Raw genomic sequence first — 971 nt, forward strand, 5'->3', positions numbered from 1 at the left:
AGCCCCGAATCCTTCACGCCGCCGAACGGCGTCAGTTCGAGCCGGTAGCCCGGTACTTCGCGCACGTTCACGCTGCCGACTTCCAGCTCGGTGATGAAGCGCGTAATGCTGTCGAAGCGGTTCGTGCAGACCGACGACGACAGTGCATAGTCGGTGCTGTTCGACATCCGGATCGCTTCGTCGATGTCGCGGAAACGCATGATCGGCGACACAGGGCCGAACGTCTCGTACTTCACGAGCGGCATGTCGGGCGTCACACGATCGATCACCGTCGGCGAATACAGCGCGCCGTCGCGGACGTTGCCGACCAGCAGCCGCGCACCGCGTGCGATCGCGTCGTTCACCTGCTGCTCGCAGAACTTCGCGGCCGCCTCGTCGATCACCGTACCCATGTCGACCGAAGGATCGGCCGGATTGCCGTACGACCACGCGCGGGTCTTCTCGACCACCAGCTCCGTGAAGCGATCGGCCACCGACTCGTGCACGAGCATCCGCTTGATCGCGGTGCAACGCTGCCCCGAGTTCTTGTACGAGCCCGACACCGCGAGCGTGCTCGCTTCGTCGAGATCGGCGTCTTCCATCACGATGATCGGATCGTTGCCGCCAAGCTCGAGCACCGCGCGCCGGTAGCCCATCCGCGACGCGATCGACTTGCCGATTGATACGCCGCCGGTGAACGTGATGAGGTCGATTGCCGGGTTCGTGATCAGCTCGTCGGCAATCTCCTTCGGGTCGCCGGTGAGCACTTGCAGCATCTGCGGCGGCAGGCCGGCTTCGTACAAGATGTCCGCGAACAGGTAGCACGACAGCGGCACCTTCTCCGACGGCTTCACGACGATCCGGTTGTTGGTCGCGACCGACGGCACGATCTTGTGCGCGACCTGGTTCATCGGGTGGTTGAACGGCGTGATCGCCGAGATCACGCCGAGCAGCGGGTCACGCTGCGTGTACACGCGGCGCTTCTTGCCGTG

At 64.4% G+C, this 971-nt stretch carries 1 protein-coding gene; it reads right to left on the reverse strand.

Going from position 1 to position 971, the window contains the following annotated elements; all coding sequences use genetic code 11:
- Positions 1-971 (reverse strand): phosphonoacetaldehyde dehydrogenase (phnY, locus tag G3N61_RS39175; RefSeq protein WP_205825135.1); only part of this gene is annotated, 971 nt, incomplete at both ends.

Source organism: Burkholderia sp. Ac-20349, assembly GCF_017104865.1.
Lineage (GTDB): Bacteria > Pseudomonadota > Gammaproteobacteria > Burkholderiales > Burkholderiaceae > Burkholderia > Burkholderia aenigmatica.